Raw genomic sequence first — 420 nt, 5'->3', positions numbered from 1 at the left:
GAGGAACAACAAGATGACAGTTAAAGTCGCCATCAACGGGTTCGGCCGCATCGGGCGGAACGTTCTCAGGGCCATCGTGGAATCGGGACGCACCGATATCGAGGTGGTCGCGATCAACGATCTCGGGCCGGTCGAGACCAACGCGCATCTGGTGCGCTACGACAGCGTGCACGGCCGCTTCCCCGGCACCGTCACCGTCGACGGCGACACCATCGACGTCGGCCGCGGCCCGATCAAGGTCACCGCGATCCGCGACCCCAAGGAGCTGCCCTGGGACGGCGTCGACATCGCCATGGAATGCACCGGCATCTTCACCGACCGCGACAAGGCCGCCATGCACCTGGAAAACGGCTCCAGGCGCGTGCTGATCTCCGCCCCCGGCGCCGGCGCCGACAAGACCATCGTCTACGGCGTCAACCA

Annotated in this window: 1 protein-coding gene; it reads left to right on the top strand. The window is 66.0% G+C overall.

The genetic code is table 11. The features are described from left to right. Positions 1 to 13: 13 nt before the first annotated feature. Positions 14 to 420: glyceraldehyde 3-phosphate dehydrogenase NAD-binding domain-containing protein (locus tag Ga0609869_RS18315; protein WP_245972067.1), on the top strand; the 407-nt coding region annotated here is incomplete at its 3' end.

This window comes from Rhodovulum iodosum, from assembly GCF_041020385.1.
GTDB classification, from domain to species: Bacteria; Pseudomonadota; Alphaproteobacteria; order Rhodobacterales; family Rhodobacteraceae; genus Rhodovulum; species Rhodovulum iodosum.
The sequence above is the reverse complement of the archived record's forward strand: the minus strand, read 5'-3'. Positions and strand labels throughout refer to the sequence as shown.